Origin of the sequence: Kitasatospora sp. NPDC089913 (genome assembly GCF_044748625.1) — a bacterium.
In the GTDB taxonomy this organism is placed as follows: domain Bacteria; phylum Actinomycetota; class Actinomycetes; order Streptomycetales; family Streptomycetaceae; genus Kitasatospora.
In genome coordinates, this window is record NZ_JBIVGI010000013.1 from 146,155 (window position 1) to 171,344 (window position 25,190).

Annotated in this window: 20 protein-coding genes; 6 read left to right on the top strand and 14 right to left on the bottom strand. The window is 71.5% G+C overall.

Annotated features, from left to right (window positions below):
- Positions 1 to 90: 90 nt before the first annotated feature.
- Positions 91 to 1,032 (bottom strand): AraC family transcriptional regulator, encoded by a 942-nt coding sequence (locus tag ACIPYS_RS21200; protein WP_093864395.1) that lies wholly within the window; start codon positions 1,030 to 1,032, stop codon positions 91 to 93.
- A 98-nt stretch (positions 1,033 to 1,130) separates the two neighbouring features.
- On the opposite strand from ACIPYS_RS21200, the gene ACIPYS_RS21205 reads away from it, so the two are divergent.
- The 3 genes from ACIPYS_RS21205 (at position 1,131) to ACIPYS_RS21215 (ending at position 4,082) form a co-directional block, all read left to right on the top strand.
- Positions 1,131 to 1,952, top strand: coding sequence for an SDR family oxidoreductase (locus ACIPYS_RS21205; RefSeq protein WP_400748028.1), 822 nt, complete (start codon positions 1,131 to 1,133; stop codon positions 1,950 to 1,952).
- 480 nt (positions 1,953 to 2,432) lie between these two features.
- Entirely contained in the window at positions 2,433 to 2,933 is a 501-nt protein-coding gene (locus ACIPYS_RS21210; protein WP_400748030.1) for a hypothetical protein, read from the top strand.
- A gap of 696 nt (positions 2,934 to 3,629) precedes the next feature.
- Positions 3,630 to 4,082 (top strand): peptidoglycan-binding protein, encoded by a 453-nt coding sequence (locus tag ACIPYS_RS21215; RefSeq protein WP_400748032.1) that lies wholly within the window; start codon positions 3,630 to 3,632, stop codon positions 4,080 to 4,082.
- A gap of 882 nt (positions 4,083 to 4,964) precedes the next feature.
- Here ACIPYS_RS21215 and ACIPYS_RS21220 read toward each other — a convergent pair.
- The 10 genes from ACIPYS_RS21220 to ACIPYS_RS21265 form a co-directional block, all read right to left on the bottom strand.
- Positions 4,965 to 6,452, bottom strand: coding sequence for a hypothetical protein (locus ACIPYS_RS21220; protein ID WP_400748034.1), 1,488 nt, complete (start codon positions 6,450 to 6,452; stop codon positions 4,965 to 4,967).
- A 747-nt stretch (positions 6,453 to 7,199) separates the two neighbouring features.
- Positions 7,200 to 8,225, bottom strand: coding sequence for a hypothetical protein (locus ACIPYS_RS21225; protein WP_400748036.1), 1,026 nt, complete (start codon positions 8,223 to 8,225; stop codon positions 7,200 to 7,202).
- A 544-nt stretch (positions 8,226 to 8,769) separates the two neighbouring features.
- Positions 8,770 to 9,861, bottom strand: a complete 1,092-nt coding sequence (locus ACIPYS_RS21230) for a polyprenyl synthetase family protein (protein WP_400748039.1) — start codon at positions 9,859 to 9,861, stop codon at positions 8,770 to 8,772.
- 222 nt (positions 9,862 to 10,083) lie between these two features.
- Positions 10,084 to 11,151 carry a hydroxymethylglutaryl-CoA reductase gene (locus tag ACIPYS_RS21235; protein ID WP_400748042.1) on the bottom strand — a complete coding sequence of 356 codons (1,068 nt, stop codon included), beginning with the start codon at positions 11,149 to 11,151 and terminating at the stop codon, positions 10,084 to 10,086.
- Between the two features lie 176 nt (positions 11,152 to 11,327).
- Positions 11,328 to 12,476 (bottom strand): phosphomevalonate kinase, encoded by a 1,149-nt coding sequence (locus ACIPYS_RS21240; RefSeq protein ID WP_400748045.1) that lies wholly within the window; start codon positions 12,474 to 12,476, stop codon positions 11,328 to 11,330.
- On the bottom strand, positions 12,473 to 13,534 hold the full coding sequence (gene mvaD, locus ACIPYS_RS21245) for a diphosphomevalonate decarboxylase (RefSeq protein WP_400748048.1): 1,062 nt from the start codon (positions 13,532 to 13,534) through the stop codon (positions 12,473 to 12,475). Before mvaD ends, ACIPYS_RS21240 begins: the two co-directional genes overlap by 4 nt.
- Positions 13,531 to 14,535: a mevalonate kinase gene (gene mvk, locus ACIPYS_RS21250; protein ID WP_400748052.1), complete on the bottom strand. Its 1,005-nt coding sequence runs from the start codon at positions 14,533 to 14,535 to the stop codon at positions 13,531 to 13,533. Before mvk ends, mvaD begins: the two co-directional genes overlap by 4 nt.
- Positions 14,536 to 14,747: 212 nt before the next feature.
- Positions 14,748 to 15,404: a hypothetical protein gene (locus ACIPYS_RS21255; protein ID WP_400748055.1), complete on the bottom strand. Its 657-nt coding sequence runs from the start codon at positions 15,402 to 15,404 to the stop codon at positions 14,748 to 14,750.
- A gap of 34 nt (positions 15,405 to 15,438) precedes the next feature.
- Complete coding sequence (locus ACIPYS_RS21260; RefSeq protein WP_400748058.1) at positions 15,439 to 16,785, bottom strand: cytochrome P450; 1,347 nt, start codon at positions 16,783 to 16,785, stop codon at positions 15,439 to 15,441.
- Positions 16,766 to 17,830, bottom strand: coding sequence for a hypothetical protein (locus ACIPYS_RS21265; RefSeq protein WP_400748061.1), 1,065 nt, complete (start codon positions 17,828 to 17,830; stop codon positions 16,766 to 16,768). The genes ACIPYS_RS21260 and ACIPYS_RS21265 overlap by 20 nt, the downstream gene beginning before the upstream one ends.
- 1,244 nt (positions 17,831 to 19,074) lie before the next feature.
- Here ACIPYS_RS21265 and ACIPYS_RS21270 point away from each other — a divergent pair.
- A complete protein-coding gene (locus tag ACIPYS_RS21270) occupies positions 19,075 to 20,199 on the top strand; it encodes a terpene synthase family protein (protein WP_400748064.1) in 1,125 nt (374 codons plus the stop codon).
- 538 nt (positions 20,200 to 20,737) lie between these two features.
- On the opposite strand, the gene ACIPYS_RS21275 is transcribed toward ACIPYS_RS21270, so the two are convergent.
- Positions 20,738 to 20,869, bottom strand: coding sequence for a hypothetical protein (locus ACIPYS_RS21275; protein WP_400748067.1), 132 nt, complete (start codon positions 20,867 to 20,869; stop codon positions 20,738 to 20,740).
- A 1,656-nt stretch (positions 20,870 to 22,525) separates the two neighbouring features.
- Here ACIPYS_RS21275 and ACIPYS_RS21280 point away from each other — a divergent pair.
- Entirely contained in the window at positions 22,526 to 22,723 is a 198-nt protein-coding gene (locus ACIPYS_RS21280) for a hypothetical protein (protein WP_400748070.1), read from the top strand.
- A 530-nt stretch (positions 22,724 to 23,253) separates the two neighbouring features.
- Here the strand turns inward: ACIPYS_RS21280 and ACIPYS_RS21285 are convergent.
- Together ACIPYS_RS21285 and ACIPYS_RS21290 are read right to left on the bottom strand one after the other, a co-directional pair.
- Positions 23,254 to 23,691 (bottom strand): response regulator transcription factor, encoded by a 438-nt coding sequence (locus tag ACIPYS_RS21285; RefSeq protein WP_400748073.1) that lies wholly within the window; start codon positions 23,689 to 23,691, stop codon positions 23,254 to 23,256.
- 140 nt (positions 23,692 to 23,831) lie between these two features.
- Positions 23,832 to 24,284: a thiol-disulfide oxidoreductase DCC family protein gene (locus ACIPYS_RS21290; protein WP_400748076.1), complete on the bottom strand. Its 453-nt coding sequence runs from the start codon at positions 24,282 to 24,284 to the stop codon at positions 23,832 to 23,834.
- A 457-nt stretch (positions 24,285 to 24,741) separates the two neighbouring features.
- On the opposite strand from ACIPYS_RS21290, the gene ACIPYS_RS21295 reads away from it, so the two are divergent.
- The gene (locus ACIPYS_RS21295) at positions 24,742 to 25,125 is read left to right on the top strand and encodes a hypothetical protein (protein WP_400748079.1); all 384 of its coding nucleotides are present in this window, start codon (positions 24,742 to 24,744) and stop codon (positions 25,123 to 25,125) included.
- Positions 25,126 to 25,190 lie beyond the last annotated feature (65 nt).

A 25,190-nucleotide genomic window follows, 5' to 3' on the forward strand; every position in this document is an offset into this window, starting at 1 on the left:
GAACCCAGTGCCACCTGTAGATCTTGATCGCGGCCCGCCGGCGGGCGCGCGGCGTCACGGGCCGTCAGGTCAGCGAGTACGCTCCCGGGTTCAGGCGGCCTGTCGCCGCCAGTCGGAGGGGGTGTGTCCGCGGGCGCGTTTGAAGGCGACGCTGAACGCGAAGGCGTCCGCGTAGCCGACCGCGCGGGCGACGGCGGCGACGGTGTCGTCGGTGTCGCGCAGCAGGTCGGCGGCCAGGGTCATCCGCCAGGTGGTGAGGTAGGTGAGCGGGGGTTCGCCGACGGCGGTGGTGAAGTGGGCGGCGAAGGTGGCCCGGGACTGGCCGACCTGGCCGGCGAGTTCGGCGACGGTCCAGCGGCGGGCCGGGTCCTCGTGCAGCAGGCGCAGTGCGTCGCCGACCGCCGGCGTCGTCAACGCCGCGTGCCAGGAGGGGAGTTCGGTGGCGTTGGGTCGGGCGCACCAGGCGCGCAGGGCGAGCACCAGGACGAGGTCGAGGAGGCGGCTGAGGACGGCGTCCTGGCCGGGTTCCTCCTGTGCGGTCTCGGTGGCGAGCAGGTCCAGGGCGCCTCTGGTACGGGGGCCGGCCGGGACGACGGCCAGGGGCGGGAGCGCGGCGAGCAGGCGCTCGCCGACGTCGCCGCGCAGGTCGTAGGCGCCGCGGAGCAGGACGGTGGCGCCGGGCAGTCCGTCGCCGTAGGTGCGGGGGGCCAGGCTGCGCCGGCACGGTCCGAGGGGTTCGAAGGCGGGTGTGGTGCCGCTGCGGATGATCACCTGGGGCGGGGTGTCCGGGGCGTCGGCGACGGTGCAGCGGGGGGTGCCGCTGATCAGCGCGATGTCGCCAGCGGCCAGCCGCACCGGGGCGGCCCGGGGGTCGTCGTCGAGGCGCACCCAGGCCGCACCGTCGAGTGCGGCGAGGACGGTGAGGGTGGGGGCGTCGGCGAAGGTCATCGCCCAGGGCGGGCGCTGGATCATCTGCCGCACCAGTGCGCTGCTCGCGCGGGCCCGGTGCAGCAGATCGCTCAGGACGTCCATGCGCCCCAGGCTAGACGATGCCGGAGCTGGACGACGACAAAGGGATCGTCGACGATCACCCATGGATCATCCGGATCCGGCACGGTTGTCTGGAGGGCATGACGAAGAACATCCTGATTCTCGGCGGCACCGGCACCACCGGCCGCCGCATCGCCCGCCGCCTCGGCTCCCAGGGCCTGGCGGTGCGGACCGCCGCCCGTACCGGCGCCGACGTCCGCCTCGACCTGGACGACCCCACGACCTGGGCGCCCGCGCTCGACGGCGTCACCGCCGTGTATCTCCTGGAGCCCGCCGGGCAGTCCCGCACCCCGCGTCTGGTCGAAGCAGCGGTCGCCGCGGGCGTGAAGCGCCTGGTACTGCTCTCCGCCCACGGCGTCGACCACGCCGACGACAGCCATCCGCTCAGGGCCGCCGAAGCGGCGGTGCGCGGGAGCGGCGTCGACTGGACCGTCCTGCAGCCCGAGTGGTTCGCCCAGAACTTCAGTGAGTCCTTCTGGCGGGAGGGCGTGCGCTCCGGCACCCTCGCCCTGCCCACCGGGGACGGCCGGGTCCCCTTCGTCGATGCCGAGGACATCGCCGACGTCGCTGTGGCCGCCCTCACCGAGGACGGCCACAGCGGCCGGACCTACCGGCTGACCGGTCCCCGCTCGCTCAGCCTCGGCGAGGCGGCCGACGTGATCACCGCCGCCACCGGACGCGAGGTCCGCCACCTCGACATCGCCCCCGAGGACTTCATCGCCCAGCTGGTCGCCCACGGCACGCCCGAGGTCGTCGCCGGCGTGCTCACCGGCCTGCTGGTCAACATCCGCGACGGCCACGCCGCCGACGTCTCCGACGGTGTCGAACAGGCCCTCGGCCGCCCGGCCCGCTCCTTCGAGTCCTTCGCTGCCGCGGCGGCGGCAGCAGGCATCTGGGACTGAGCCCGTCCGCAGCCCTGGCCGTCCCCGCACGGCCGGGGCCGCGGCTCCGGCCGGCCCGGCCGGTACACCGGGGCGCACCGGGTGTGCGGCGGTCGTGGACCAGCCGACGGAGACACAGGCCGACACGCTGGTGGATGTTCAGGCGCCGCAGGGCCGGAACAGGAGCGCGGGACGCCCGAATCCGCGAGTCGCTCCCGGGTCCGATCGAAACCCGATTTGTCAAGGAAATGATCGGCGCCTTCGGAGTGTCTCCCGTTTTTGCCCCGGCGGGCCGCGGTCTCCTACATTGTGCGGAACATTCGGTCGTCGCCTCCGGGGAGCGGAAACCGAACCGCTTCGTCCGTGATTTCGGGTGGGAACAGAAGAACGCGCAGCCAATCGTGCGTTGACGGAACAATGCGCTCTCCGGCCGGACAACGACGGGTCCGCTCGTGCGGTGCGCGAACGCGGGGAAACGGGCGCAAGGAAAGGAGCCGGGTGATGAACCTGGTGGTCGCTGACCCGCACCATGGGCAGGTGGAGATCTCCGCCGACCGCGAGCGCGGAGTGGTCGAGGTCAGGTCGCCCTCTCTGCCGCACGCGACCGTAACGCGTCGGGAAGGATCCGTGGCCGGCGATGTTTCGCCGATCGGGACCCGTGACGGCAGCCGGACAGTTCTGACAGTGGGCGGCGAATCGGGGCGGGTGTCTCCGGGGACGGGGTTCGCCACCCGCCGGTCCTACCGGGTAGGTGTTGAAATCCGCGGTGTCTCCTACGGGTTCGACCCCGTCGCGAAACATCTCACCCGCTTCACCCGGAACGGGGTCGAGCTGGCCGTCTTCGAGCGGACCGCCACGTGCGGGATCGGGGCCTCCTGGTCGCCGGACGCTGCCTGCACCCTCGACGAGGCCGCACTCGGATACGTGCTCGTCGGCGCCTACGGAGTGGGATCCCCGGGCGTTCTGAAGTCCCTCATCGGGCACGGGGGATTGCCTTTCTAGACCCTCGCCCCGGGTGACGCGCGGCTGGAACACTTCGGCCGCGCGTCACCCGCACGGCTGGGCGACAGGATCCACGGGCGCCGCCCGGGCCCGACGCTTCCTGCTGTCCCGTACGCCGCCCCGACAGCCCCGACAGCGACCGCGGGGCCGGGGTCCGCACCTGCCGGACAGGCGGGTCGCAGCCGAGAACCGCCCGGTGGCACGGGCGTGCTTCCGGAGGTGTCCTGACGGTTCTCGCGCCCTCGCACGCTGCGCGCCCGAGCGCCTGCGCAGCTCCGGGCCGCCCCAGAAGAACGATCAAGAGCACACCACGGCACACCCTCTCGGTCTGCTGCGCGCGACACCGGGCTCTTCCCGTCCCGCGTACGCCCGCCTCGTTGCCCAGACGGTCCGGCGGGTCCGGTTGCGGGCCGTCGGGGTATCGCGCGGTGGCGCCGCAAGCGCCACGGCGGTGCCCGGCGGAGTGGGGGAGTCCTGTTGTTGTCGACCGGCGGTCGCGACTCCGTGGCCGGCCGGACCCCGGCTCGCTCGTCGGAGTCACGGCGGGTGGGTTGCGGCCCGTGTCGAGGTGGCGCGATCCGGCGGGCAGGAGCCCGATTCGCTGCTGTTCGCCGGGGCGGGCGCGGGCGACACTGGTACGTGGGCGATCGGCCCTTCGATGGCCCGGACGTGGTCCAAGATCCTGAGGGGGAGCACATGCGGTCCAGCTCGATGACGAGGTCCCTCGCCGCCTTCACCGTCGTCGCCGCCATCGCCGTCGGCGGGACGGCGGGTACGGCCTCCGCGACGCCCGCGTCCGTCGCCCGGGAGGCGGCGGGCGCCCAGGCCGGCGCACGGCTTACGACCGTCGAGAACCTCGGCCTGAACGCCTCCGAAGCCGCCTACCTCCAGGACTGGCTGGCGCTGTACTGGGGCTACCCGGGCGCGGCCGACGGCCAGTTGGACACCGAGAGCTGGAAGGCGCTCCAGCGTTTCCTCCAGGCCAAATGGGGTTACCTCGGCGCGATCGACGGCATCGTCGGCACCGAGACAGTCAAGGCCCTGCAGCGCCGACTGACGGCCGAGGAGAGCTACCACGGTCCGATCGACGGCGTCGCAGGACCGGACACCCGTGCGGCGTTCAAGCGCTTCGCCTCACCCAAGGACTGAACCCGGCGAACGCCCGCCGGCGTGTGGCGAGGCCGTCGCCGGGCGCGGTCACGGCGTGCCGACGGAGGAGGTGTTGTTGCCTCCCTGGTCCCGGGAGGCAACAACACCGGTGCCCTCGTTACCGGTCACCTCGTCGGCGCGCCCGCAGCAGGCGGGCGGGGCCGCCGACCGTCAGACCCCCCAGGAGTGCTGCGAGCAGACCCACCGCGAGACCCGCGAGCCCTTCCCCGGGGAGGACGAGGACGAGAAGGCGGTGAATGCCCCAGGCGGCGAGGAGCGCGCACGCGACGAGGGCCCACAGACTCCCCTCGAGCCCGAGGCGCGGCGGCGCGGGCCGGTGCTGCTCGTCTTTCATGATGTTTCCGTTCCGTGGAGTCACTTGCCCTTGATCAATCCTTCGAGTCCGCCCTTGACCGCCCCGCCGACGGCTCCGGTCGCCGCGCCCGCGCCGCAGCCCGCGCGGGCTCCGATCGAGCCGACGACACATCCGCCCACCGCTCCGAGAACCGCCTGCTCGCTCGACTTCTTCGACGCGGCCTGGAGCCGCTTCCAGGCAGAACGGACGCAAGGGGCCGATGCCCCGTGCGGCCCTCGCCGATGATCGCGAGGAGACACCCAGCCTCTCCCGCACCGCACCGATCCGTAACCCCCCGACCCGCTGCTCCCGACCGGCCGACCGGCTGCTCTCGACCGGTTCCCCCCCCGAGGCACCAACAAGCACTGCGTCTGCACCTGCCCGTCCCGCGAGGCCCTCATGGCCGTGATGGACAAGGGCAAGAGGAGCTGTCACGTTGGCGGGTGTGTGACTGCCTGAGGGGGCGCCAACGCGACAGCTCCGATGTGGGGCCCGCCGACGAGCCGACGGGTCCTTGGGGAACGCGGCTACGGAGTCCAGTCCTCGTACCAGGCCGTAGTGTCGATCATGCTGAACTTGCCCGTTGCCCGGACGACCGCCAGCTTCTCCGATTCCAGGAACCGGTACGGGCCGCCGTCCAGTTCGAAACGATAGAAAACATCGAATGTTCGGGAGTCGCCGATCGTCCGAACGGCTTCCCAGTCCGGGGAAACTCCTTCGGCCATCGGAAATTCGTATTCCGCGTCTCCGCGCTCTCGGACGATCACTCGGGTACCGGCCGGGACGTACTCTCCGGGAGGCAGATCCTTGTCGCTCCGGTCGGTCTTCCAGCGGATTTCCATCTTCCCGCGCCAGGCGGTCGCGTCGATCCAAGCCCGCGGTGCCGGCAGAACGGGCAGGACTCCCGTTTCCAGGTGCGCTGCCGGTGGCTCGGTCGTGGACGCGCGGAAGACGTGCACAAGGACTTCGACGAGTTGTTCGGCGAGTAGGGCGGCATCGACGATCTCGCCGACGACGGGCACGACCTGGGCGGCTGCCAGGGCGGCGATGGAGATGGCATTGACGACCACGCCTTCGATGTCGTGGTGTTCGAGCGCGGCGGCGATCCCCAAAGCATGACCGATCCCCGGAACAATGGCGACAGTCGCGGCGGCCTTGTCGAGGGTTGTGACGTTGTTGTTGGCGAAGGTCTCCGACAAGCCGTAGATCCAGGAGCCGACGGCGAAGGCGCCGACAGCCACGTGCGCACCGCTTTTCGCGCTGACCCGGGCATGGGTGGACGTCGAGGTGGTGTGGGCCTCGCTCCAGGTCGGGCCTTTGGGGTGCCGGTTCGGCAGGCTTTTCGTGTACTCGGTGTCTCGCGCCACCGCCGAAGCCATCTCCTTGGACCTGTGTTCGATAGCTTCCCACGATGCGGCAGGGATGCAGCTTCCCGCAGACCTCTTGGCGCGACCGCCTGGGACACAGCCAGTAAGGCGTGCGCCTTCTGCGCTGTAAGCATAGGCTTCGTCCGCGGAATTCCGGTACTGCTCGAACGACTTGTGCGGTTCGGCGTGGCATTGCTTTTCGGCAATTCCCCACGGGATGATGTACTCAGGCCTTCCGGTTCCGTCGTCGAGAATCTTCAGTATGGTCTGGTCCTTTACCAGGGCGTCCATCAGATTCTCGCCCGAGGGTATCTTGAAATGGTTTTTTATATCCCTTATTCGACGCTCCTGAAACTCTTCAAGGTGCTCGGCGTGGCCCTGGGAAATGTCGACGATCGCAATCTTCACACTCTTTTCGAAGCTCACCTTCACGACGCCTCCCGCGCGAGTCCTTGGTTCCCCTTGAATCTTTCCGTGGCTGTACTCGGCGGCGTGGTAAGGGGTTTCGGCGAGATAGAAGCCATTCCAATCGGTATTTTCACTGGACTTTCGACGGATTGCATCCAGGAGCGAGGGGAGGTTATTCGGCTTGTATCCGTGGTAAAGGGTTGGACTGGTCGGGTCGCCAATACTGATGGTGTCAGGCATGGTGGGGCCACCGTTTCGCGAGGATTGGATCGCGGATGACTGCCGAACAGACCTCCCGTAATCTTTCGAGAGCGTATCTGTCGGGTCGATCGCGGATTCCGTGGGAACAGATATGAGACTAAGGCGGTGCGGCGGCCGCAGCATCCAAACTGTCGGCATCCAATAGTAATGAAATGAAAGTGTGCGACTTTTGCAAGATTCCTGAGAGTGGCCGGGCGAGGGCCTTGCGGTCGTCGGTTCTGCCCCGTATTCGGCGGTAACGAAGGGTGACGATCGTCGTCGGCATGGCCTGCTGCCCTTGCCCGCAGGGCTGCCGGGTCCGGGCGCCGTGGCCCCGGGGGAGGACGCGGCAGCCTGTCAGGGCAGGGGGTCGGCGGGCAGGTCGATGTCTCCGAGAGTGGGTCCGAGACCTCCGTGGCGGACGAGGACGATGCCGGCTGGACCGTGCCGATGGAGTCCGCCGCGCGCAACGCCCGCCAGTACGCTGCCAGTACCCGCAGGTGCTGACGGCGGCTGCGGCGAACCGCAGACCACGCCCGCGGGGTTCACAGGCGGGCCCGGGCGTCGGATCCGCCGCGCCGGTGCAGACCGTACGGCCTGTCCGGCCGCGCGGCCGGCACCTCGTGGACCGGTCGTTGCGGTACCGGCCCCGTCGAGCGGGCCTGCCCGTTCGACGGGGCGTGGCTGCTGCGTGCTCCGGCCGCCGCCGGGGCCGCCGCCGGGACCGGTGCCGGCGGCGGCCGGGTGTCAGGTCGCCGTTCCGGGGGTGCCGCCGGGCGCTTCGTAGTTCCCCTTCGGGGTGGTGTTGACCTTTCCGTCGTTGCCCTTGCCTCCCGCGCCCGGAGGCCGGCCGTTCCCGCCGTCGCCGCCCCGCACGAACCCCGTGCCCGCCTCCAGGATGTCGATGGTGCGGTTGTTCCCGTCACCGCCCTCGCCCCCTCCGCCGAACGGGCCTCCCTTGCCGCCCTCGCCGCCGTTGGCGTTGACGGCCACCGTGTCGGGGGCTCCGACTTCGACGGTGATGTGACCGTCGTTGCCGATCCCCCCGTCACCGCCCTCACCCCCTGCCACTCCCTTGCCGCCGGCACCGCCGACGGCGAAGACCTTGCTGCCGACGCCGGTGCCGATGATGCGGCTGTTGTTGCCGTCCCCGCCCTTGCCCCCGTCGCAGTCACTGGCCCTGCCCAGCGACGTACCTCCCTCTCCGCCCTGGCCGCCGAAGACGCTGATCTCGCCGCCGGCGCTGATGCGCCCGTCGTTGCCGTCACCGCCCCGGCCGCCGTTGCCGCACCCGAACAACGAATCTCCGTCCGACTTCCCCCTGGCGCCGCCTCCCCCGCGCACCGTTACCTTGTCCTTCCCTCCGCCGCCGTAGATCTCCCCGGTGTTTCCGGACCGACCCGACTTCCCGTCGGGAGAGCCCACGCCTCCTTGCACCGTGATGGTGTCGTCACCGGGCCCGCCGTTGACCTCGCCCCGGTTTCCGACCACGTTCCCGGCCACGTAGCCCACCGTCGCGTTGACGGTGATGGTGTCGTCCCCCTCGCGACCGTTCACGGTGACACCGGACGGGACCGCGTGACAGACGATCTCGTCGTCGCCTGCGGTGCCGTAGATCGTCGAACCCGTGACATCGACGCCGTTGACCCTGCACGTGACCTGTGCGGCCTGCGCCGGCGTCGCCGCCATGACGCTCGTCGCGGCGACGGCCGACAGCAGCGGGAGGACGGTGGCGAGGCGGAGGCGGCTCAGGGGGACGAGTCTGCGCGGCATGGGCGGTCCTTTCGACGGAGAGTGCGGATCCGTCGGCCCTGTTGTGTTCTTCGGGCCGGCGCGGTTGTGCGGGATTCGTCGGGGACCCGACAGTCCCGCCACAGGGAGTACCGGACACCGCCCACCCTCCTGACGCGACAGGCCGGACACCCACGCGCCAAGGTCACCCGTAAGGTCCATCCGCGTGACTGCTTCCGCCCGGGGCCGGAGCGGCGGCACCGGTTCGGACGGGTACCGGGGACGCGATGTGCGGAGCGGGGACGTTCCGCGCTCCTGCCAGACCTGGACGTTCACGCCGCCCGACGGCACCGTCCGCACCAGGAACCGGCAGGGGAAGGCCCCGCGGCAGGTGCCCCGCCGTCCGGGATGACGGCATCGTGGAGGAGAACGCCGCCGGCGCCGTCCCCACGCGCGCCCGGTGCCGCCCGGCCGGGCCCGCGCCCGCGGCGCGGTGCGCGCCGTCGGCTGCTCGACGGCCTTCTCGGTGCCTCGGGCTCCTGCGGGATCGTCGCCTCGGAAGGAGGAACCCTCCGCCCCGGGGCGGTCACAGGTCCCGATGGGTGGCCCGGTGGGCGATGTGGCGCAGGGCCTGGACGGCGGAGGGCGGGAACGGTGCCCGGTCCAGGGTGCGTTGGGCCCGGTCGTGGCGGTGGCGGATCATGCGTTCGGCTTCGTCCCGTGCTCCTGTCTCGACGATGACGGCCCGGACGCGATCGGCGTCGTGGTCGGTGAGAGCAGGACAGCCCACGAACTCGCGCAGGGTCTCCAACTGTGAAGGATTCGCGCGTTGGTGGGTGAGCGCCAGGAGGACGGTGCGTTTGCCTTCACGCAGGTCGTCCAGGCGGGACTTACCGGTCCGGTCGGGTTCGCCGAAGACGCCGAGGAGGTCGTCGCGCAGCTGGAACGCCTCTCCCAGGGGGAGGGCGAAGGCGGTGCAGGCCCGGAGGACCGTCGGGCCGGCGCCGGCCAGGGCCGCGCCGATGTGCAGGGGGCGTTCGCAGGTGTACTTGGCGGTCTTGTAGCGGATGACGGTCAGCGGGGTGCGGATGTCGTGGGCCGGGGTGGTGGGCGCCAGGAGGTCGAGGTACTGGCCGTACATCACCTCCTCGCGCATGAGGTCGCTCAGGCGCCGGACCGCCTCGAGGCGGTCGGCGGCGATGCCTGCCGTGTGGAGGAGTTCGTCGGACCAGCACAGGGCGAGGTCGCCGACGAGGATGGCCGCGCCGGTGCCGAGGTGCTCCGCCGTGGCGTCGGGAGTCCGGTCGGCGTACCGCAGGGCGAACGCGCGGTGGACGGTCGGGCGGCCGCGGCGGGTCTCGGAGCGGTCCATGACGTCGTCGTGGATGAGCGCGAAGGCGTGGAAGACCTCCAGCGCGCTCGCGGTGCGGACGACGGCTTCGGGCAGGGGGCCGCGGGAGCCGGCGGCGTACCATCCGATGGCGCACAGCAGCGGACGCAGCCGCTTGCCGCCGGCGTCGAGGAAGGAACGCAGGCTTCGGGCGGCCGTCGGGGGGAGGCCGTGCTGCGCCGCTGTCCGTTCCTTGGCGGTGAGGAATTCGTGGAGGAACTGTTCGACGGCCGCTCGGACTATGGGCAGGTCCAGGGCCGCTGAGAGGTCGTCGGGGGTGCTGGTCATGGCCGGAGGCTTCCGATCGGTGTGCGTGGCGCAGCCTTGGTGGTTTGTGCGCTGTATGACGGCTGTGTGGTCGTTACGGGGGCAGGGGCGTCCCCCGGTGAAGAGCGATGCCGGCGCCGTTCGCGACCGGTGCCTCGGCTTCTGTGGGTGCGACGGCCCCGAGGCGGATCCGGGGGAATCCGGGGGTACGGGCAGTGCCTCGCAGCGAGGTGAGGAGAGCGCTCAGGTTGCCGCGTCCGCTTCTCGCGCGGGTCTGCCGCGTTCGAGGTGGAGGTGCGCGCGCATCAGTTCGCCCGGGTTGGTCTGCGCCGCGAGCAGCGACAGTTCGCCGCAGAGCACGGTCGCGGCCGCGATCACGGCGAGCCGGCGGGCGTTCTCGCCGGGCTCGCGGTCGGCCCGGCAGCCCAGCCGGGCCAGATTGGTCTCCACGAAGGCGAGCCCCTTGCCGTTGCCGACCGTGCCGACGATCAGGTTCGGCAGGGTGCAGGCGAAGTACAGGTCACCGTCGCGGTCCTCGGCCATGACGGTGCCCTGCGAGCCCTCGACGATGTTGGCCGCGTCCTGGCCGGTGGCCAGGTAGAAGCCGAGCAGCATGTTCGCGAAGTGGGCGTTCGCCGAGCGGATGCCGCCGGCGAGGAGGGTGCCGAGCATGTTCTTGTGGATGTTCAGGCGGACGATCTTCGCCGCGGTGGTGCGGAGCACGCCGGTGACGACCTCGCGCGGCACCAGCAGCTCGGTCACCACGTTCTTGCCGCGGCCCAGGATGCCGTTGATCGCGGTGGCCTTCTTGTCGGTGCAGTAGTTGCCGGAGATCGACCCGTAGGAGATGCCGGGGACGGTCCGCAGCAGATGCAGCAGGAGAGCATCGCCGGCGAGGGTCGCCATGTTGTGGCCCGCTGCGTCGCCGGTGGTGAACTCGAAGCGGACGAACAGCAGGTTGGCGTTGATCTCGTGGCGGACGCCGACGAGTTCGGCGAATCGGCTGCAGCCGTGAACCACTGCTCTCAGGTCTTCGAGGTGTTCGTCGATGCTGCGGGCGGCGGTGAGCGCGGTCTGTGCGTCGGTCGCCTCCAGCAGGACGGAGCGGGTCATCCGCTCGTCGACCAGGGTGGCGACGATGCCCTGTTCGCAGAGCATCGAGACCTTCGCACCGCGGCCCACGGAGGGCCACAGCGGGGACTCGTAGGTGGCCAGCGGGACGTGCGTCTCGGTAGTGGCCGTGTTGCCCGAGATGCGTACCGGGCCGACCCAGCGCATGGGGACGCCGGCTGTGGCGGGGGCGTGGGTCATGAGTCGCTCCAGTGGGTGAGCCGGCCGACTGGGCCGGTTACGAGGCGGCGGGGTTGTCGTCGCCGACATGTGTGCGTCGGTCTGCCGGTTGTCCGGACGGAGGGCGCGGGCAGGAGAGGTGGACGGTGTGAGGGGACTTCGGTGCTGCCGTGTGCGGCTGATGGGTGGGCCGGCGCTCATGGGGCGTCGGAGGGGGGAGTAGACGGGCCGGGGAGCCGATCTCGGCTGCCCCTTTCCGAGGCGGCGTGCAGATGGACCGGCTGAACTCCGGCCGCGGCCCAACGATGCCGCAGCTCCTGGACGAGGTTCGGGTCGTCCAGGAGGGCTATGCCGCAGTCGCCGCCCCCGGCACCGGAGGGCTTGGCTGCGCCGCCGAGTTCCTGCGCGATGTCGCACAGCGCTGTCAGCGAGGGGGTGAAGATGCCGATCCCTGTCTCGGTGTCCAGCCTGGCCAGCTCCGCGCGGGCGCGCCGGATCGGCTCCAGCAGGGCGTGGCCGTCCCCGCGCGTGAGTGCACTGACGCAGGACCGCACGCACTCCGTGGTAGCGGCCACGAATCGTCGGTGGGACGGGGTGCCACGCCATGCGCTGCGGTGCAGGTCGGAGAGCATCAGGGTGGTGGAGGCCGGGGCCCCGGTCCATCCGGTCTCCAGTACCAGGTCCGCCGGTGCCGGAAGCCGGGTTACGGCGAAGCCCGGCCACGCCTCCTCCAACGCTGCGGTCACGCCCCGTCGGCGGGCCAGGGCCAGCACGGCCGGCCGGTCGGGTGCCCGGTACTCGATCCAGCCACCCCACGTCGCGGCGGCGAGGTCCCCTCCGGACCCGGCCGCACCGATCGCCGCCGCGGCCAGAAGGGCCAAGCGGTAGCGCTGCTCGGCCGACGGGGCGAGCCCGCAGTACGCTGTCACGGCGTCAACGGTCGCCACACCGACGGCGCCGCTGGAGCCCAGGCCCAGCTTCACCCCCTCGTTGTGCAGTCGGCTGCTGACGGAGACGGTGATTTCCGGGAGGACGAAGCCCTGTTCGTTCAGGAGCTTCGCGACGGTCTCGACGGTGGCCACCACATGGGCGAGGCTCGGCCCGACCGGCCTTCCGGAGTCTGCGAGGACGAGTCGTCCGGCGTCCCAGCGCAGGCGCGCCGGACCGGCGGTCAGATCCGAGGAGATCGTGACCTGGGCGCCGCTCGGCCCCGCCACGGTGACGGTGACGTGGCGGTCCACCGCCATCAGCAGCGCCGGGATGCCGGCCTCCGTGACCGCGTACTCTCCGGCGACGAACAGCTTTCCCGGCGCGCGACGCGTCACCGGCGTCGGGTGCGCGCTCATGACGAATCCTCCAGCAGCCGAGCTCCCGGCCCGGGGCCGGCCACATGCACCGAGTCGGCCGTCACGGCCGCGCGCACCACGCCCGCCACTCGACCGGCCTCGGCCCGGTGGCACAGGACCTTGACGTTCGGTCCGGCGTCCATCGTCGCCCATGCCGACACCCCGTCACGGCGCAGTTCCAGTACCGCGTCCAGGACGGTCAACGAGGCCGGTGACAGGTAGCGGACGGCCGGACGCGCCGCGAGCATCACGGCGTGCATTCCGAGTGCGTTGCGCTCGGCTATCTCGCCCACCGCGTCGAGGTCGCAGCCGTGCAGCGCCGCCCGCATTTCCGCCAGGTCGGCGCGGCTGGATGCCACCCAGGCCCGGAACAGCGGTGAGGTGTTCACGGTGTGCTGCATGGCCTCCCGGCTGGACACCGGTTTGGGGCGTGGGTCGACCACGGCGATGACCAGTGCGGGATCGAGCACGTCCAGGCGCACCGGTACCGGTTCGGCGAAGGAGTCGAGATCCGGGTCCTGGTGTCCGGTTCGTGCGGCGTGCCAGACGGCGAAGGCACCGAAGACCGAGCGTGCGGCCGAGCCGGAGCCGCGTCGGGCCAGCCGGGACAGGGCCCGCGCGTCGAGGTGGAGGCCGTAGGCGGCGCAGGCGGCGGTGGCCAGTGCGGCGAAGCCGCTTGCCGAGGACGCCAGTCCGGCTCCGGTCGGAACGGTGTTGTGGCTTTCTACTACGGCCCGCGCCGGTCGGCCGGACGTCTCCCTGACCAGGTCGAGGAACGCGACGACCCGTCGAAGCGGTTCGCCGTCGAGGGGTTTGCCGTTGAGGGTCACGGTGTCCTGCCGGTGGCGGGGGGTGAGTCGAACCCGGGTGGTGGTCGGGAAGGTGTCCAGAGTCATGGACAGGCTGCTGGTCCACGGCAGGACCAGTCGCTCGTCACGTTTTCCCCAGTACTTGACCAGTGCGATGTTCGGGTACGCGAGCGCGACTGCACCCTCGCCCGCCTCCGACCGGTCTTCGGTCGTCCGGTGGGCGGCAGTGGCCGGGTCCTCGGCGCTCATGGCAGTTCCACGTTCCCCAGAGGTGTGGACCAGGTGCGCACCGCGCCGGCCGATGCCAGCGCGCGGGCGACCTCCTGCGCCTGTCCGGCGTGGGCGAGCGCGATCACGCAGCCGCCCATGCCGCCGCCGGTGATCTTCGCACCGGGACTCCCGGCGGCGACTGCGGCCCGAACCATTGCGTCGATGGCGTCGGTACTGAGGCCGGCATTTCTCAGTAGTACGTGGTAGCTGTTCATGTTCGTACCCAGGTCTTGGATCCGTCCCCCGGTGAACGCCCGCTCGGCTGCCTCGGTCAGGTCGGTGGCCTCCCGGACGAACGCCTCACGTGATCCGGAGCGGCTCGCGAAGCCGCGCGCCAGCAGCTCCACGGCTTCCCGGGTGTGGCCGGTGGTGCCGCTGTCCGCCACGATGAGCAACCCCTCGCAGCGGGGCACCAGTTCACGGGCCGTTCCCGCTCGGAACAGCAGCGGGGTGCTCGTCGCGACAGCCATGGCGTCGACACCGCTGGCGCGACCGTGGGTCACCTGCTCGGCGACCTGGACCAGGCCGAATGCCAGCCGACTGGTCAGTTCGACCCGGAAGAGCTGAGCCATCGCGCCCAGGGCCGCCTGCGCGCACGCCGCGCTCGATCCCAGACCGCGTCCGGGCGGGACGGTGCAGTCGATCTCCACCACGACCCTGTGTTCTTCCGCTACTCCCACGGCGGCGCGAAAGGCCGAGGCCAGCGCGCACATGGCATCGTTGCCGCCCTCGGCGGCCCCCGGTGCCGGTCGCCGGGAGCCGTCCATGGTGAACGAGAAGGTGTCGCGGCGCGTGCGCGAGGAGCCGGCGAGCTGGGCTGTGGCTGTGACGGACAGTTGCGGGAACGGAAGGACGAGCGCCGGAGCTCCGTGGACGACCGCGTGCTCACCTGCCAGGATCACCTTGGCCCAGGCGCGGCCGTCCCGGGCGGAGACCGGTTTGCCGGTCACCGGTCCGTGGTCCGTCATGTGTGAGGACAACAGGACAACTCCTTCACGGTCTGATGTTCACTCGGAACAGGGCTGATGTCGGACTGTCGGCCGCGGGTTCCGGCGGCCGCGGCCGGGCACGGCTCGATCGGCTTCCCGGACGGCCGGTGCCAAGTCGTCCGCCCACGGTGCGAAGGGCTGGACGCCGGGCCGGTACACGACCCTGCCGATGCGCCGTGAGCCCGTATCGGCAGGGTCGCGATTCAGGCAGTCGACCCGGCGGCGGAGGTGCCGAGCCGTTGGGTGGCTCGCGTGGCCGTGTAGGCCACTGCGCCGAGGCAGACCAGGTCGAGCACGGTGGTGCCGATGTAGAGCCAGGTCAGCAGGTGGGTGTGCGCGTTGGGGAAGTCGGGGGTCCAGCGGGTGAACGCGAGAGTGATCGAGGCGGTGCCCAGGACCCTGACGACGGTGATCGGGACGCTCTGCCCGCGCGTCGAGCGGCGGGCGATGAGCATGGCGAGGAACAGCCCGTCCATGAGGAACATCATCGCGTAGGCCGAGTAGACGCCCCACGGGTCGTGGAAGAAGGAGTTGACGGTCAGGACGGTGGGGAAGGCGATGGCCAGGGTGAGGAGGACCATGGCGTGGAAGACCGGTCGCGGGAGGTGGGGGAACTCGGCCGGGCCGAAGCGCAGCAGCTGGTAGAGCAGCGCGACGTCGAGCGTGAACCACGCGATGATCGCCCAGTGGAGGAGTCCGGAGTACGGGGTGACGAAGGAGTAGGCGAACTCCCAGGAGATGTTGGCGCAGAGCGCCACGAGCGGCATGCAGTAGGTCTGCTGGCGGAAGCCGAGACGGATCATGAGTGCGTAGGTGATGATCCAGGCCGCGCCGCCGGCGGCGAAGAAGACGTGGAACACGGGTGTGCCCTTCTGGGGGTGGGGGCGGCCGGCTTCAGCGGGGTCGGCGGGTCACGGTCATGGGCAGGTTGCTGGGGCTCAGGACGAAGCCGGCGACCTTGCGTACCCGCGTGCCGGGGACGAGGTGGAAGCGCCACCGTTGCAGGAGGGTGGCCAGGACGACGAGGAGTTCGGCGCGGGCGAGGCTCTCCCCGATGCAGGCGCGGATGCCGGCGCCGAAGGGGATGAACAGGCCGGCGGCGTCCGTTCCTCGGCGCGCGGTCAGCCAGCGGTCGGGGTCGAACCGGTGCGGGTCGGGGAAGGCGGCCGGGTCGTGGTGGAGCAGGTAGGGGGAGTACCAGAGGGCGGTGCCCGCGGGCAGGGTGCGGCCGCCGACGTCGACGGCCTCGGCGACCCGGCGGGTGAGCATCCAGGCCGGTCCCTCCAGGCGCAGCGTCTCGTCGACGACCCGGCGCAGGACGGGAAGGGCGTCGAGATCGTCGACCGTGATGTCGCGTGTTCCGAGGGCGGTGTCCAGTTCCTCGACGACGCGGGCTTCGACGTCGGGGTGTCGGGCGAGTTCGTACAGGGTCCAGGAGAGGCTGACCGCGGTGGACTCGGTGGCGCCGCCGAGCATGGTGATCACCTCGTCGTGGACCTGCCGGTCGGTCAGCCGGTCCCCGGTCGCGCGGTCGTGGGAGTACAGGAGCACGGACAGCAGGTCCTGGTGGTCGTGTCCGTCGTCGCGGCGGGCCTTGACGATGTGCGAGACGACCTCGTGCAGGCTCACCACCGCCGTGCGGTAGCGCCGGTTGGCGCGGGTCGGCAGCCGTTCCGCCAGGCCGAACGGCGCGGTGACCCGTTTCCCGATGCCTCGCACGACGGTCAGCCCGGCGTCGTCGATGACGGCCTCCGATCCGTCGTCGAGGTGGCTGTGGTAGAGGATCCGGGTGCCGATCGCGGCGGCGAGGCGGTACATCTGGCGGTCCATCTCCAGGGTCCGGCCGTCCTGCCAGGTGTCCGTGCGCTCGGCGGTCGTGCGGGCGGCGACCTGGAGGTAGGCGGGGAAGCGGGAGCGGTGGAAGGCGGGCTGGACCAGGGCGCGCTGGCGGCGGTGGGCGCGGCCCTCGGCCGAGGCCAGGCCGTCGCCGATGACGGGGCGCAGCTTCTCGAACTGGGCGCCCTTGTGGAAGTGGCGTGCCTGTTCTGTCAGGACGGCGTTGGTGAGTGCGGCGGTGGTGGGCAGGTAGACGCGTTGGGGGCCGATGCGCAGTTCGGCGAGGTCGGCGAGTCCGCGCAGGGACTCCAGGAATCCGAGGGGGTCGCGCCGCAGCGAGAGCGCGTCGCCCAGCAGCGGCAGGCGGCCGGGAGGGCGCGGGTGGTCAGAGCCGTGGTTCGGCATCGGGTGTTCCTCCCGTGCGGTGGGGACGGGGCGCGGCGGTCGGGGGGTCGGTGAAGCGCAGGGTGTCGCCGTGGTTCCAGGCCAGGACACCGGCGAGTACGTCGCGGAAGGACATGATCACGTCCTCGTGGCGGGTGCGTTCGGGGCCGCGCAGGCCGGAGGCGGCGATGTGTGCGAGGGTGCGCCGCTCCGCGGCCGGGTACTCGCGCACCCGCTGCCCGATCCGCCGGGCGACCTCCTCGCCCGCGCGTTCGGGGGTCCAGCCGCGCCTGCGGGCGAGGACCGTGACGAGGTTGTCGCTCTCGTCGCTGGCTGTCTCCCGGGCGAGGGAGACGAGGTCGTTGTCCCAGCCCGCGATGTCCGCCGCGCACGCGACCTGGGCGTGGTACTCGGCGCTGGTGTGGAGCAGGGGCAGGGTCTCGGTGTCGTGCGCGAGTTCGGCGAGGTCGGCGAAGATCCATGCGCAGCTGGTCCGTCGGCGCAGGTCGATGTACTGGTTCTCGGACGGCGGCCGGCCGTCGCGGCGGTGCTCCGCTTCGGTGGCGAAGGCGTCCACGGTCTGGCGCAGGTGTGTGTCGAGCCGCTGCGACAGGGTTCGCGGTGCGAGTTCACGGGTGCGTCGGCGGATGTCGGCGAGGGCGCGGAGGAGCGGTTCGGGCGGTGCGGTCGACGGCGGGCGGCCGAGGACCGTGGCCAGCTCGGCGAGGGTGCGCGAGCCCGCGGTGCTGTCGGCCGGGTCGTGGTCGAGCCGGTCGTCGAGGACGAAGAGCCAGGTGAGGTAGGCGGTGACGAGCGCGAGCCGGGGGCTCTGGGCGTGCGGGTACATGCGGGCGGCGGCCAGGTGCGGTGCGCAGTCGGCCAGCCATGACGCGCGGTCGGCGCGGACCAGGCCGACGGCGGACGCCCAGCGGCCGTTGGCCTGCGCGGCCGTCGCTGCGAGCGGGCTCGTGCGGCTGCGAAAGGGAAGGCCGTAGAGGTCGGTGGGGGTGGCGGGCCGAAGGGATTCGGCGTCGTCGTCGGCGGGGTGCGGATCCTGGTGCGTCATAGCGGTTCCAACGGCTGTGCGGGGGCGCGGCAGGTCCGTGCGGGACGGCGGCGCGGCGGGTCGTGAGGGGCGGAGGCCGGGGTGGCTCCGCGTGCTGGCCGGGACGATGACGTGAGACGTGAGCCTGCTGCAGCGGTCGGCGTCCGGTGCGGGGCCGTGCCGGGGCAGGGCCGGTGGCTCGATGCCGCTGTTCCTCGTCCCGGGACGAGGAACAGGGGTGTGTGGTCCTGGCCGTGCGCGGTGAGCGCGTCGGCGCGGCCCGGGCGTGCCGGCCCAGGAGGCCGCAGTCCGGTTGCCGTGCGCCGAGGAGCCCGGACCGGTGCGGCCGACCGCGCGCGGCGGTCGGGCACAGGCGGAGGTTCGGGGCGTTCGTCGGGCTGGTGGTGCGAGGTACCCGGGCCCGGCCGGTCACCGCCGGCCCGAGGAGGGCGGCGCCGGTCGTGCGGACCCGGGGGAACTGTCCCACAGAGGGAGTCCCCCGTCACCGGAGCGCGCTGGCGTGAGCGTCGTTGCGCGGAGCGAGGGCACGGCGTGTGCTTCGGCCTGTCCGCCCAGGAGTGCACTCGGGGGCGGGAACCAGTGCTCGTGCGCGGGTCGCCCGCATCACGGCGCGCGTCTTCGTGAAGGGGCCCGGCCCTCCCGGTCGACCGTTGAGCGGTCCGCGCCTGCGGCGGTGGGTCGGGGCGGGTACCCAGTCCGGACACCTGATCGGGCCCGGCCTGTTCGAGCACGGCGGTCGGCAGTCGGCTGTGCGGCCGGTGCACTGGGGCGCGCCGGCTGCACTGGATTTTCCCGCTGACCTCGACGATCGCCGAGACGTCGGTCCTGACGAGTTGCCCGGGGGTAACGGCGGCGGAGGAGGTTATGCCTTTGCCGAGCCTTGTGCTGGACGGGTCGGTGACCCTGTGCGGCCACGCGGTCGACATCATCAGTTGGGCCAACGACCTGGACTCCCACCCCAAGGAGCTACGCCGCAGCACCTCACCGGTCATCAGCCTGCCCACCGTCCTGCGCCTGACTGCTCGTGTCACGAGCGCGCTGCGTGCGGCCAGGAGCGCTTGCGTGCACCGCCCTCTGTCAGCGGATCCCGTCGTGTCCGCCGATGTGCGCCGGCCGGCAGGCGATGCACCAAGCCCCGTTGGGGAAGCGGTTCCGTCAGGGCCGCTTCCGTGATTCGCTGTGATGGCTGTGTGTAGCGGATCGAGCCTCCCCTCGGTCGAGGTGTGGGGCGGGGAGGGATACCTGTGGCGTACCGGAATCTGAGCAGGAGCGACCGGCAAGCGGCTGTCGAAGCGCAGTACCGGGATGTGGTGGCGCGCACCCCCAGGGGCATCAGTTTGCGTGGCCTGCTGGAGCTGTCCGGGATGTGTCCCGGATTCCAACCGCATGCCGCGATGGCCTCCTCATGTGCGACGGTCGAGGCCTGGGCCCGGCTCCACGGCATCTGGACCGGAGAACGAGGCGGTGTACACCTGGATCAATTGGGTCCCGCCTCGGTCACCATGAACGCGTTTCTGCTGCGTTTCGCCATCGACGAGAGGCGCCTGACCCTGGCGGGCAAGGCCTTCCACCTCCTGTACTACCTTGACGATGTCCTCGGCGGCGAGCATCACAAGTGGCTCTCGCCCGCTGAACGCGCCCGGAGCGCGGCGATCGTGACGGGCGTCGCGGCCGTCCTGGAGGGACGCCCCCCTCAGACCGGCATCGAACGTGCGGCGGCAGAGATCATGGAAGAACTCGCACGCTCCACCCCTTCGGACTTCCCGGCCCGTTTCACCGCGAACATGCGTCCCCACATCATCGAGAACACCACCGACCAGGACACGGCAACCGGGCACGCCCCCGACGTGGACACCTACTTCCTGCGACGCAGCGTGTCCTCGGGCATGGTTCCCGCAGTTCTCCTCGTCGACTACGCCCTCGACGACCACCTCACCGACGCCGACCTCCACACAGCAGGTGTTCAAGCCGACATCGAGCGGCTGCGCTTCCTGTGCGTCGCCCTCGCCTGCGCCAGCAACGACTTCTTCTCCTTCGAGAAAGAAGTCCTCGACGCCCAGGACGACTACAACCTGATCACCCAGGCCATGCTCAGCCCGCCACCACACGACGACGACACCACCCCTGGCACGGAGCTGGAAACGGCCATCGAGCGCTGCGCCGCCCTCACCAACGCCTACACCCGCGAGTTCCTCGAACTGACCCTCCAGGTGAGCCGGGCCACTTCTGACACCGTGCTGGCGCCCCGGATCCATCGTTATCTGGACGCGCTCACCGACGTCACCGCCTCTTCCTGGCACTGGCAGATCTATACACACCGCTATCAACGCCCCGACTCGCTCTGGCAGGAAACCAGGCCGCCGACGTAGCAACACCCCGCCACCGGACGTCCGCGACGATCCGCTTCAGGAACGTCCTCCCGTCACCGCCCTGAGGACAGGTCCCCAGCGTTCGACCTTGCCCAGTCGGACGAGGCGCGGCCCCGTTTCCGCAACAGCGGGTGCGCGCGCAGGGCTGGCGGCCGGTCCCGATGCCGTGCTCGATCAGCCACTCCGGTGGGCGGCGGCGGGTCGGCTGCGGGTGCCGGTGGAAGTGTGGCAGCGGGCGGTGGCGACGGGCGCGGTCCCGCCGCCGGAGGGCCCGCCCCCGACCGTGGACGACGACCGGCTCTACGACGCGACGCCGAACGAGCTGATCGGCGTCCTGGGCGGTGGTCGCCGGCCGTGGACGCGGTCGTCGGGTCGGGCGTCACGCCGCCCTCCTCGCGGGACACGTTCGCGGCGGCGGGAGCGCCTGTCCCGAGCACTGTGGGGTACCCCAGCCTGTAGTGACGGTACGGATGGTCGGAGACCGCGTGGGCGGCCGGCCCCTGGTCCGCCTCGACGGCGAGGTCGAGGCGTCGTACGTTCACAGAGACCAGCTCGCCGCGCTGTCCCATCGCCGGGGCCCGCCGCCCCCGCCGTAGATCTCCCCGGTGTTCCCGGCCTTCCCGTCCGCACCGTACTGGCCGAACAGGCCGGCCCCGCCACCTGTGACCATGATGAGTCGTCTCCCCTGACGCCGTTGATCTCGCCCCGATTGCCGACCTCGAACACGGCCCCGTCCGCGTTGATCCAGATGCTGTCGTTCCCGCCGCGCCCGTGGACGGTGACGCCGCTGGGGACGATGGGGCAATCGATCTTGTCGTCGCCCTCGGAGCCGTTGATCGTCGACCCGCTGACGGCCACCCCGTTGACGGTGCAGGCGATCGAAGCGGCGTGGGCGGGCGTCGCCACGACGACGCTCCTCGCGGCAACGGCAGACAGGACAGACATCGCTGCCCCGAGACGGAACCGGCCAGGGAGCGCTGGCGTGCGCGGCATGGAAGACCCTCCCAGAGGAGGCGACGGAGCTCACGGGCCGTCCCGCAGGGCCCTTCGCCGGGCCGGCTCCGCACAGTGGCGCCGGGGCCGGACGGCCCCGCTGTCCGAAGCGTCGACCACCCGCCGCCCTCACCCCGGGCGGCGAGCCGCACGTCCACGCCCCGCGTCACACGGGCGGCCCCGGGGGATTGCGGTCCGATCGGCGCACGCGGGCGAAGGCGGGTGCTCGCATCTCGGTGGTCACCACCGGACTGTCACCGCGACGGGCGTCGCCGCGGCCCTTCCGGCCGAAGCCTGCAGGAGCGGCCGCCGGGGCGTTGTGAAGTAGTTTGATATCGGTTGCGGGTGTTCGTGAAGATTTCGTTTCTGGGCCGAGGCAGTATGGCGGGTGCCCGGAATCCGCCCCTTCGCCGACAGAGTTCCCCTGCCGTTTCGTGAAAGGACGTCCACAGTGACCCGGAATCCCTTTCTGCCTCTCGTGGCTGTGGCCGGTCTGGCGGTTGCATCGTGTCCGTCCACGCCCGCTGTCGCGCAGCCTCGTGCCACCGCTCATGGCTTCGTTGTGTACAGAAGCGAGGGTCGCTTCTTTCCCCCGGAGGGTTTCTCGGAGGTGACCGTGTTCGCGTGGGGTGCGGGTGCGACCGGTGCGGGTGGGGGCGGCGGGGGCGGCGGGGGTGGGGGTGAAGGATCACCGGGCACCGGGGCCGCCCCCTCGTCCGGTGCGGGTGCCGGAGGTGGTGGCGGTGCAGGTGGTGCCGGGGGCGGGGCCGGTGCCTTCGTGCAGTGCACCCTTCACGGCCTGACCCCCGACGAAACCTTCTTCGTCAACGTGGGCCGCACCGGACAGGGCGGGACGGCAGGCCGTGGAGGGCTCGGGGGCGCCGGCGGGGCCGATTTCTTCAAGGGTGACGGCGGTACGGGTGGATCCGGAACCTCGGGCGACAACGGCCTGGGCCACGAGTCGACCGGTATTGCTCCGCCACTTGACGAACAGAATCCGAATCCCTTGGGGGTGTTTGCCGGGGGTGGCGGATTCGGATCTCCTGGTGGGGGTGGTTCCGGTGGCGGGGGTGGGAGCGACAACGGTGCGCCAGGGGGCGGCCGGGGTGCGGAAGGCGGCGAAGAGGGTCGCGCCGGCGCGGGAGGCAAGGGCGGAACGCCGAGCATCTCCGGCACTTCGGCGCAGGTCTCCTGCAGTGTGTTGACGGCTGGTCAGCCGGGTGCTCCGGGCCAGCACGGCGGAGCGGGAAGGTCCAGTGGGAAGAACACCGACAGCGGGTCCGGGGGGAAGGTCGGGAGGGGCGGGACCGGTGGCAGGGTTCCCCACGATGCGGTGACGCTGCCCGACGGGTCGAGCTACACCCCTCCGGCCGGGACGGGCCGGGGCGGCGAGGGTGGTGGCGGCGGCAACGGCGGTGACGGTGGCCGGGCCGGCATTCTCCAGTCCAACGGCAGTCGGCCGGGCAACCCGGGCGGCGACGCCAACAAGGGCGGCTCCGGCGGCAACGGACTTCTCGTCATCGCCTGGTAACCCCGGGCGGGCAGAGGGCACTGGGCGACGGTTGCCAGGGCCGCGGGCAGCTACCGGCGCAAGAGCAGCAGTGACCGGGGGTACGCGCACGCGCTGATCATCCAGGCCGCTGATGGCGCCGCCGGGGCCGGGCGCTCCTCCGGCTTGGTCGACGGAGTGCAGGGAGACGCCGCACGACGAGCTCGGCAATGCCGGCCTGCCGTTCGGAGGTCGGCATCGCCACCGGGCCGGCGGTCTGGCCCACCACCCGGACGCGCGAGCTCGACGTCCTCAAGCAGGGACCGATCTACTCGGCCTGACGGACCGTCCCAGGCAGGAACCACGAACCTGAGGCACCGATCTGAGTACGGATGCTCAGGAACCGCGCCCGGCTTCACGCCTACGGCTCCTTCTGCGCACCGGAAGTCGCCATCGTCCCAGTTCACATCTGTGCGTTCTGTGAGTCGATGCGTTGAGCGACTGGGCTCTGTACGTCAGCGCTGGTAGGCAGCAGGTGCGGGCTACTCGGTAGTCCGGCGCGCTGGTGAGCGTCACCCACAGGAGTGTCGACCGCGCCGCCCGCACAGGGCCCGGTCCCCGCTGAGCAGGCCGGCGCGCTGGGCGTGCAGGGCGGCCTGGACGCGGTTGTCGACCGCGAGCTTGGCCAGGACGGTGCTGACGTGTTCCTTGACCGTGCCGGTGCTCAGGTGCAGGTGCCGTCCGATCTCGATGTTGGAAAGCCCCTGCGCGAGGAGGACGAGGACGCGGTGCTCGCGTTCGCTCAGCGCGACGGCGCGGGCGGACGCCGTCGCGAGGTCGCGGCGGTGCCGGAGGTAGCCGTCGACGACGGCGCCCCTTGTGCGCTGTTCTCGGCTGTGGCCGGTGTGCGGGCCCGGCCCGTCGACAGCTTCGCGAGCTGCGCGGCCGTCCGGAGTGTAGGGGGCTGCATCGCCGACGAAGCAACCCGGGGCGGCGATAGCGCCACGCAACGGACCCCGCGGCGCGGACCCGGCCGACGTCTCCCCGGCAGGACCGTACGGCCCGTCAGGCCGTACGGCCGGACACTTCGTCGACCTGTCGTTGCGGTACCGGCTCCTGCGGCCTGTCCACGGCTGGTCGTGACAGGTGATCAGCTGTCCGGGCCAGGGGAGGCAGCGGCCGGGGGACGGCGCACCGCGCACGCCGGGGTTCCTCCGGGGAGGCTGTGCCGGTGGCGTGCCACCCATCGGTAGACGGCTGCCGCCGCCGGGCGGACGGGCGGTGCCGACACCAGGCGGGCGAGGAGCCGGTAGCCGGTCAGCGGGGAGCTGTGGAGGTAGGCGGCCAGCGCCGGGGCTCCTCCGGCGACGGCCGTGTCGCCGTCCAGGAGCAGGACTTCGTCCTGGAAGCGTTCCAGGTGGGTGGAGACGGTGGAGGGCGGCAGGGACTGCCAGGGGACGGCGGCAATGGCGGGGCGGGCCGTGGCGAGGCGGTCGAGGACCGTTTGGCAGAAGCCGCAGTCGCCGTCGTAGGCGAGTGTGAGAGTTGTGGACCGACGTGCGGGGGGCTTGGCCGGTCCGGCGCAGGGATCGTGATTCGGCATGGATGTCTTCTGTGCTCGGTGACGTGCTGGCGGATCACATCCTGCGTGGCACGGTCCCGGGTGCGGGAGCCCCCGACCAGTGGCGTCCCACCGGCCGGTCGGCCGGTTTCCTGCCGGCCACCTGTCCGGCAGGAGCGTGGGCTTCGCGCCAGGCGGGATGTCGGAGCGGCCGTCCGTCCCGGTTCGCGAGTGTTTCGGCCGTAGCGCCGCCGGGTTGCGCCGGCCCGCGGAACGGCCGCGTGTCCACTCCAGGACGGCCGACCGGCCGGATTCCGGCGGCCGCTCGGGGGTTTCGGTACGCCGGTCCCGGCGCGGACCATGATCTCCGCACCCCGACGGAACGCACCCCTCCGGATCGGGGCACGTCGCCTCCCGGCCGCTTCGCCTCCATCGGCGCGCCGGGCGCGCATCCGCATCCGACGTCACAGCCGTGACCCCGAAGACAGGACATCCTCCCGTGCACAAGTCCAGGACCGCCGTGCTCCTCGCCGCCGCCGCGGCAGCCACGGCCTTCACGTTCACCTCCTCGGCCTCCGCCGCACCGGCGCCTTCCTCGTCCGAGCCGGAGACGACCGCCACCGCCTTCGCCGAGGCTGCGCAGGGACCGGAGAACATCAGCACGCCCGACGGCGCCCCGGCCGCGTTCCTGGGCAAGGCCGCCAAGGAAGCTGCGAAGAAGGTCGCATCCTCCGCGGCAGGGTCCGCGGCCTGGGAGTTCGCCAAGGCACACACCGCCGACCACGCACAGCGGATCGCGGACAACCGCAAGGGCCAGTTCCTGCGCGGCGAGGTCGGCCCCGACGTCCGGTCGGACGTGGACCTGTCGAAGGCCTTCGACTGACCGGAACCCACCACCGGGTGGGCACCGCGGCGGCGGTGCCCACCCCCTGTACCGAACGAGCAGCA